The sequence below is a fragment of the Psittacicella hinzii genome (assembly GCF_003585885.1).
Taxonomy (GTDB): domain Bacteria; phylum Pseudomonadota; class Gammaproteobacteria; order Enterobacterales; family Psittacicellaceae; genus Psittacicella.
Genome location: NZ_NRHC01000035.1, coordinates 1 through 8316 on the forward strand (window position 1 = coordinate 1; position 8316 = coordinate 8316).

The 8316-nt window shown below is 36.4% G+C and carries 5 protein-coding genes and 1 pseudogene; 4 read left to right on the forward strand and 2 right to left on the reverse strand.

What is annotated here, in order from left to right; all coding sequences use genetic code 11:
- Positions 1-438: 438 nt before the first annotated feature.
- Positions 439-699 (reverse strand): annotated as a pseudogene (locus tag CKF54_RS08255) (transcriptional repressor protein MetJ); the annotation flags it as partial.
- 342 nt (positions 700-1041) lie between these two features.
- Between CKF54_RS08255 and rlmB the strand changes: the two are divergent.
- Entirely contained in the window at positions 1042-1791 is a 750-nt protein-coding gene (rlmB, locus tag CKF54_RS03020; RefSeq protein ID WP_119524808.1) for a 23S rRNA (guanosine(2251)-2'-O)-methyltransferase RlmB, read from the forward strand.
- A gap of 30 nt (positions 1792-1821) precedes the next feature.
- Here the strand turns inward: rlmB and CKF54_RS03025 are convergent, their stop codons facing one another.
- Positions 1822-4326, reverse strand: coding sequence for a 5-formyltetrahydrofolate cyclo-ligase (locus tag CKF54_RS03025; RefSeq protein WP_119524809.1), 2505 nt, complete (start codon positions 4324-4326; stop codon positions 1822-1824).
- 161 nt (positions 4327-4487) lie between these two features.
- On the opposite strand from CKF54_RS03025, the gene CKF54_RS03030 reads away from it, so the two are divergent.
- The 3 genes from CKF54_RS03030 to thiL all read left to right on the forward strand — a co-directional run bounded on the left by CKF54_RS03030 (position 4488) and on the right by thiL (position 8060).
- On the forward strand, positions 4488-5051 hold the full coding sequence (locus tag CKF54_RS03030) for a nitroreductase family protein (RefSeq protein ID WP_119524810.1): 564 nt from the start codon (positions 4488-4490) through the stop codon (positions 5049-5051).
- 152 nt (positions 5052-5203) lie between these two features.
- Complete coding sequence (gene serA, locus CKF54_RS03035) at positions 5204-6442, forward strand: phosphoglycerate dehydrogenase (protein ID WP_119524811.1); 1239 nt, start codon at positions 5204-5206, stop codon at positions 6440-6442.
- 265 nt (positions 6443-6707) lie between these two features.
- Complete coding sequence (gene thiL, locus CKF54_RS03040; RefSeq protein ID WP_119524812.1) at positions 6708-8060, forward strand: thiamine-phosphate kinase; 1353 nt, start codon at positions 6708-6710, stop codon at positions 8058-8060.
- Positions 8061-8316 lie beyond the last annotated feature (256 nt).

An 8316-nucleotide genomic window follows, 5' to 3' on the forward strand; every position in this document is an offset into this window, starting at 1 on the left:
CTAATCACAGCTAGCGACAGCTAACAACAAATAATAATCCTCCCCTAGGTAAAGCCTAGGGGAGTATTATTATTTGCCACGAGACTCTTCAAACTCACGAATGATTTTTTGTACTTCTCGTGCTGTGTTTACAAACAGGTTTGTACTGTCAGCATTGTAATCAATGAATTCTTTGAAATCTTTGTACTTAATAGTTTTTTCGATTTCGTCAGATAGTTTTTGTGATTCTCTACGCAGTAAGTAAGGAGACATAGTATCAGAAAGAACATAGATCACAAGTAAGTTAATTAAACGATACATGTGGATCATTTTCTCTTTAGATGGCATGTCATTTTCAATAATGTGCAGTAATTGCTCACGGAAATCAGCAGCATTTACATAACTATCGGCAACAACAGTGGCACTGTTAATGTTTTCATCACGATCTTTTTTACGTAAAAGCTCATTCTTTTCTGCTTTTGCTTTAGAAACGTAACGATAAAGCTCGTCATCTGTTGGTAAAGGTTGACCGGTAAATGCGTGCGCAAAAGCTTCACATAAAAGCTCTGAAGCTGTAGCATGACGCATTTTATTGTCAATACGACGTTGACGTTCACGTTGAATAGTTTCATAAATTTCAACTGGAACAGAAACGGTCATTTTTTTGATATGTTGGTTTTTTTTACCGTGCTCGATATATGGATTGATATGTTTTGTCATGTGCGTAACTCTTTAAATTATTACAACCACCAAGGGGTGAACTTATACAGGTGGTTACGTATAAATTGCTATTTTGTGTATTTGATTCAAAAAATTGGATGTTATTTTAAATAAAATAGTATTTCAACTAAATTTATTCAACTATATACCTATATTATAGCAAGTTTTTATAGAAATGACGTCTATAATTCTCTTAAGAACGTAAATTAAGGAAAAATTTGCTCTGAATATATAGTTGGGCTTAGTTTCCTATGATAAAAGTATTTAGTTTTACCTTATTTAAGGTATACTAAGAGCGCAAATTTTTCGAGATTTAATAGATTTAACAAGGATAAAGATTTTATGTCAGCTTCAGTTATTTTTGGTTTCCATGCCATTGAAGCCCTACTTGTTGCTCGTCCTAAAGCTGTGGTTGAAGTGGTGTATGTTGCGCAACGTAACGACCAACGCTTACAAAATCTTCTCGAGCAACTCGACAAATTACACATTAAAGCTACTCCAAGTAGCAAAGAAAAAATTGAACAGTTCGTACCTGAAGATGCTTCCCACCAAGGAGTAATTGCTCTGGTACGTAAACTGGAAGAGTTTGGGGAAAACTACATTGAAGAAATTGTTAGCCATAAAGAAAAACCTTTCTTCTTAATTCTTGATGGCATTACAGATCCTCACAACTTAGGTGCCTGCTTACGTAGTGCCGAAGCTGCTGGAGTTGATGCGGTAATTATCCCTAAAGATAAAAGCGCAAGCTTAACTGCAGTTGCTCGCAAAATCTCTTCAGGAGCTTCTGAAGTTTTACCTGTAATTAAAGTAACTAACTTAGCACGTACGTTAAAACGTCTACAAGACTATGGCGTGTGGATTGTTGGTACTGCAGGAGAAGCAGAGCAAAACATTTACCAATACCAATTCCCAAATACCGGTTTAGCTCTAGTTATGGGTAATGAAGGTAAAGGTATGCGTCGCCTAACCCGTGAAAACTGCGATGCTTTAGTAAAAATTCCAATGGCGGGTATTGTTTCTTCTTTAAACGTCTCTGTAGCTACAGGGGTATGTCTGTTTGAAATTGTACGCCAAATAAAAAGTCCTCACTAACAAAGTGAGGACTTTTTATTGATTATGCTCTTACTTATTTAAACTTGCTTGTAAGAATTTTAAAGCTTGCTCGCGAGCTTTAGCTTTATTGATAGCATACTCTTGGGTGCTAGTATAGCCAGTATAGTCAAGATGAGCTTGATGCTTGTCTGTACGAGTATACTTGGCAATATATGGATCAAGTACTTGTCCACTTTGCCCGTACTGCTCTTTAGCTTGCGCGTATTCTGCTTGCGCTGCTCTAACAGTAGCTTCTTGCTCTGCAGGACTAACAAAAAGCTTTTGTAAAATATACTCACGTATATCTTCTTTAGCTTTTAAACCAGCATGGTAGTTTTCTAACTGCTCTTTTAAATCTAGGTAAGCGGTTAACTCACCATTTTTAAAAGTATCGTAAGTTAGGTTAAACTGCGCTGTTGCACTCATTGGCGTGACATCGTATAACACTAGATCATCTAAAGAGAGATCATGTTGATGCGGGTAGCAATATGGAATTTCTTGCCATTTGTGAGCTAAACCAATAAACTGCGGGCTAATTGGACTTTTACGTTCAAGTACGCCATCAAGCACACCCTCTGGCATAAGGTTACTATGAATTTTATTAAAGTAAGAATATAAACGATCATAGTAGCCTCCGCCCATACCTAAACGGTTTAACTGACGGTCAAACGCTACTAGTGGAGTCGCAACTACCAGTAAATCTGAGTTGTGCACCAGTGGAGCGTTATTCTCAATTACAGGTTCTAAAATACCATAGTTATTGCGTTTGTAGTATTGCGGATCTGTAAAGTCAAGTGATCTCACTGGCGCAAATACCATTTTACCTTTTTTGCGCATTACTGGTAAAGCAACTTTATAACCTGTTGCCACTAATAAGCGAATTAGATTTTGCGTTGGGAACTCACCTTTCTCACTAAAGTAAAGACCAATATAACCACTACGGATATCATAGTTAGAGCCATATAAAAATTGCGCATAACGTACCGCAGTTGGTGACAGAGGTAATTCAAGCTCTCTACGGTCAAATTTGACTTGAGTATGTAGAGGTTCTTGTTCTTTACCTTGCTCCTCTAGCTGTTTGTCGCTAGCAAAGAGGTTAGCTAAGAGTTCTTCACTTGCTTCTTTGATCTCTGCCGAGCTCGCTGAACTATTTAAGAGTTGCTCTAGCTTAGCTTGATCAACTTCTTTTTCACTTAAAGTTTCCAGAACTTGCAAGATCACATTGTATCTATGCTGGAATGTTTGACAGTTTGCCAGTAAAACATTGATTAGTTCTAAAACTTCATCATTACCTGAAAAAGAAATCGCTTTACGCACCCCTGCTTTAACTTGCGCTGATTGCGTCAGGGTAAAGTAAGCATTTAATTCACTTTGCAGTGCTTGGTATAAAGCAATAAATGGGAAGTTGATCTCGGGGAATTGCTCTGGAGCAAAGTTTCTTAGTTCAATAAACTCTTGGCTGTTTAACATCCCCAGATAAGCACGCACTAGTTCACCGCTTGCATCTGGCGAGAGGAACCAATCACGTGCAGCTCCCTCGGAGAACATTTGCTCATGCTCTTTTTTACGCTTATTGTAAATAATATCGATATTAAAACTCATTAATTGAATTTTACGATCTTCTTTAAAATTGTAATTTAATGAGTTCTTTAGATTACTTGCTGTCTCTACTGCTTTTGCAAGATTATTACTTTCTTCACCCATGGTAAAGATATGATCATAAAGACTTGCTGAAGCAAGATAATGCGAATTTGGATAAGCGTAAAAAATTGAAGGTAACTCGGTATCAAGGAGATAGTAGTCACGTCCACCAATGGTTAGATCAAAATCAATATTGATTTCTTTATCTACGGCAGCTTGACGCATTAACTGTTTAACATAGTTACGATCTGCTTTTGCTAAACCTTGAATTTCTAGCAAGCGTCCCATATTAACGCCTTGCTCATTAATTAAAGGTCTTTTTTCCGCAGTGTCTAAAATATTAGCTAGTTGTTCTAGACTGAAAAAAGAACGAGCAAAACGATGATATAGTTTTACTAATTCCGGTAAAAAACGTTTTAAATCACTTGAAGCACGGGCTTCAAGTGAAGCTAATTGGAATTTGATTTCCTCTTCTTTTTTAATCGTCAAGAACTGCGTGATAAAAGCTCGGCGTGCTTCACGTAAAATACTATCTCTATTAATTATGTGGTCAAAGAATTTCTTTACGTAAAAATCTAAATTAGTCTCTTGAGTTAAATGAGCAATTTTTTGACGACGTAATTTAATTAAGTGACGTAAATCAATTTTATAATTAATTAGATCAGTTGCTTGTTCTTCTTGTTGGAGTAGAGCTCTAATCTTACGAAAATTAGCTAAAGCCTGTTCAGGATCTTTAGTTGCGTCTACATTTAAATACTGGGCTAAATCAAGTTCAGCAAATTGCTTATTGCTAAACTTTTGTTCTAAACCGTAAGCTTGTCCAAGCTTATGGCGCTGTTGTTTAAAGGCATTTATCGAAGCGATTAAGATATTGTACTTTTCAATACTTTGCATTAAATTACCTATAAATAAGGAGGGTTACCTCTCTAAAAACGTTAGGTTTTGTTAGTAAGATAATAGTTTATCACTAACTAGCTAGTTTTGCTTAAGCATTTAAAGGAGAAATCGTTTATTATAGTAACAAAATACAAACTCTAACTTTTCAGGATAAAATTATGGAAACTCTTAAACTATTACAAACCCGTTTCTCGGAGAAAAAATTAGTTGAGCCTGCACCTAGTCGTGCTGAGTTAAACGAAATTTTTAAAGCAGCTTTACGTGTTCCTGATCACGGTAGCTTAAAGCCTTACCACTTTTACGTAGTTGAAGGTCAAGAGCAGTTACAAAAACTTTCTGACTTAATGTTAGATTGCTGTCGTGAACTTGACTTACCTGAAAAATTCCAAGACAAAGCTAAAAAGTTTGCAACCCGCGCCCCTCAAGTTATTGTCGTTGTTGCAAAAATCGATCCTAACCATAAAAAAGCACCAGCTTGGGAACAATTAGTTACCGCTGGTTGTGCAACTTATGCAACTCAAGTAGCAGCTAATGCTCTTGGTTATGACAATGTTTGGATCACTGCTAAATGGGTACAAGGTACAGCAATTCGTGCTCACTTCAACTGTGAAGCTGATGACCAAATTGTTGCTTTTATCCTTTCTGGCACAGCAAAAGAACGTAAAGAAAGAGAAGATAAAAAATTAAACTATCTTGATGATTACGTTACTTACCTAGATTAAAATCTTCTCTAAAAGTTGTTTAAAAAACGCAATAAAGATTTAGATTTAAAGTCACAACATAGCTCTACATTCGCAGTACAGCTTTGACGTGCAATAATAACCTTAATCGGTTTTTTTTACTTATAATTATTTAACTTTTCTATTTCACAAACATGCAAACAAAAGTATCATTAGCTAAAGATAAAATTAAGTTTCTTCTTCTAGAAGGTGTAGACCCTCTAGCAGTAGAAACTATTAAAAATGCTGGTTACACCAATATTGAATACCATACTAAAGCGCTTGAAGGTCAAGAACTTCTTGATGCTATTAAAGATGCACATTTTATTGGTATTCGTTCACGTACTCATATTACTCGTGAAGTACTTGAGCATGCAGAAAAACTAATTGCTATTGGTTGTTTTTGCATTGGGACTAACCAAGTAGATTTAACTGCAGCTGCGCAACACGGGGTTGTAGTTTTTAATGCTCCGTTTAGTAATACCCGTTCAGTAGCGGAAATGGTGTTAGGGGAAATGATCCTGCTTTACCGTAACCTTGCTAAAGCTAACGCAGAAGTACACCGTGGTATTTGGAACAAATCTGCTTCAAATGCTAACGAAGTACGTGGTAAAACTTTAGGGATTATTGGTTATGGACACATAGGTAGTCAGTTATCAGTTCTTGCTGAATCTATTGGCTTAAAAGTTATTTTCTTTGATATTGAAAATAAACTTCCTATGGGGAATGCTAGTCAAGTTGGCTCTTTAGACGAACTTGTATCTCAAGCTGATATTGTAAGCTTACACGTTCCTGAAAACGAATCTACAAAAAATCTAATTAATGCGCAAGTACTAGCCAAATTTAAAGACGGTGCAGTACTCTTAAACGCAGCTCGTGGTACAGTAGTTGATATTGACGCAGCTGTAGAAAGCTTACGTTCAGGTAAACTACGTGGTGCTGCTTTTGATGTTTTCCCAGAAGAACCAAAAGGTGCGGGGCAAGAATTCCTTTCTCCATTAAGAGAATTTGATAATGTAATCCTAACACCACACGTGGGTGGTTCAACCGCAGAAGCACAAGCTAATATTGGTGCTGAAGTTGCGGCTAAATTTGTGAAATACTCTGACAATGGTTCAACTGCAACTGCGGTTAACTTCCCAGAAGTTACTTTATCAGAGCACTCTCACTCTATCCGTTTACTGCACATTCACCAAAACAAGCCAGGTGTGTTAAATGCAATTAACCAAGTGTTTGTTAAAAACAACATCAACATTGCCGGTCAATTCTTAAGTACTAACCCAGAGATTGGTTATGTAGTAATTGACATCAACGCAGATGTGCAAGTAGCACAAGATCTAGTTGCTGAACTAAGAGAAGTTCCGCATACATTAAAAGTAAGAAAATTATTCTAATTTATAATTTTTGGACAGCTCAAGGAGCGCAAAGAAATTTGCGATCTCTTGAGCTTTTCCTTACCGCAAATTAGTAAGAGCATTAACCGCAAAATTCTTATCTGCAAAAATTCTGAATCAAAAGATTTTAACCACTTCAAGATTTAACTTACAAACTTTAACCACATAAGCTTTAATTGCTATAGTTGCAAATCTTTAAGTTAAAGCTTTTTCCTAAAAATTCTTCAAATCATCAAAGATTCGATACTTCTTATTGGGAGGAGAAATGTCATTAAGTGAGTTTAAACTTATCTCACAATACTTTACTGGTAGACAAGCAGATCTTCTAGGTCACCCTATGGTAAGCGAAAGTAATGCTTTAGGTGATGACTGCGCAATTGTTCAACTTCAAGCTGGATATGACCTTTTAGTTACTACTGATACTATGGTAGAGAACTCTCACTTCTATCCAGAAGTGCACCCATATGATCTGGGTTATAAAGCTGTTACTACTAACCTTTCTGACGTTGTCTCTAAAGGTGGAGTTCCAACTTGGGTTAGTTTATCAATAACTTTACCGCAAGCCCATCCTACTTGGTTAGAAGCATTTAGTGCTGGACTATTTGACGCTTTAAATACCTACAATGTAAAGCTAATTGGTGGAGATACAGTTAAGGGTAAAGAACTTTCAGTAACCATTACGGCTCAAGGTACAGTACCAACTGGTAAAGCTTTACGTCGCGATCAAGCAAAAGTTGGTGACCGTATCTACATAACAGGAACTATTGGTGGAGCTTACCTTGGTTTTAAACTACTTGAGCATTTACACCAAAAAGAAGTCGCGAAGATCGAGAAAGATAAAAAAGCAACAAAAAACCAACTTAGTGGTATTTTAAGTCAAACTCCAGCAATGGAAGTTGGGATTAGTACCCAAGGCTTGTATAAGAGTGAACGTTTTCCACTAATTACAAGTAAAGAACTAGATTTAACTGACATCATTCGCGCTGATCTTAAAGAAGATCAAGAGAAAATTAGTTTCTACCATGACATGGCAAAAACCCTTTTAGTAAAAAACTTACACCCGCAAGTTTTACTTAAATTTGTACAACGCTTCCATGGTTATGTAAATGCTTGTATGGATATCTCTGACGGGCTTGCAAGTGACTTACGTCATATTCTTGAATTAAGTCGTGTTAATGCTAGAGTAGATTTAAGCTCTTTACCTATGCACCCGTATATCGCACCATTTGTTGCAATGACAGATATGAGTAAGCTTCTTCTCCCATCTCCGCGCTTACTAACGCTTAAAGGTGGCGAAGACTACCAATTACTTTTCACTGTGCCTGCTGAAAAAGTAGCAGAGTTCCATGAAGTTATTCAAGCTAGCGGTCTTATTGGCATGATTCACCAAATTGGGGAAATCACGCCTGCAACTGAAAAACAATTACGTCAAGAATTAGAAGCAACAGAAAACCTAGCTGTTGGCTCTAACTTTACGCCAAACATTGAATATACGCAAAACGGTGAAGTGGTTGATATCAAGAAATTAGTTGAAGCTGATATCTTAAGTAAAACTAATGATCCTGCAAAAGCTCAAGAAGCTTCTAAGTTCTTTCAATTTGAACATTTTCTTGACTAAGCATACAAAAAGTTAAACTAAATTACTCAATCACCAAATTACCTAATTAGTAAACCAAGAAGCAAATTACTCAATTAGTAAATTCCCCTATCAACTAGGCTCTCGGTATCAAAACCGAGAGCCTTTACTTAAAAAATAAATTACAAAAACCTCTAGATCTCTAAAAATCAACTAATTGCCTACAGTAGTTGTCTCTCAACTTAAAAACCAATTTGTAATTTATTTTTTAGGCAATAAAACCTATTTTCCCGTTTTC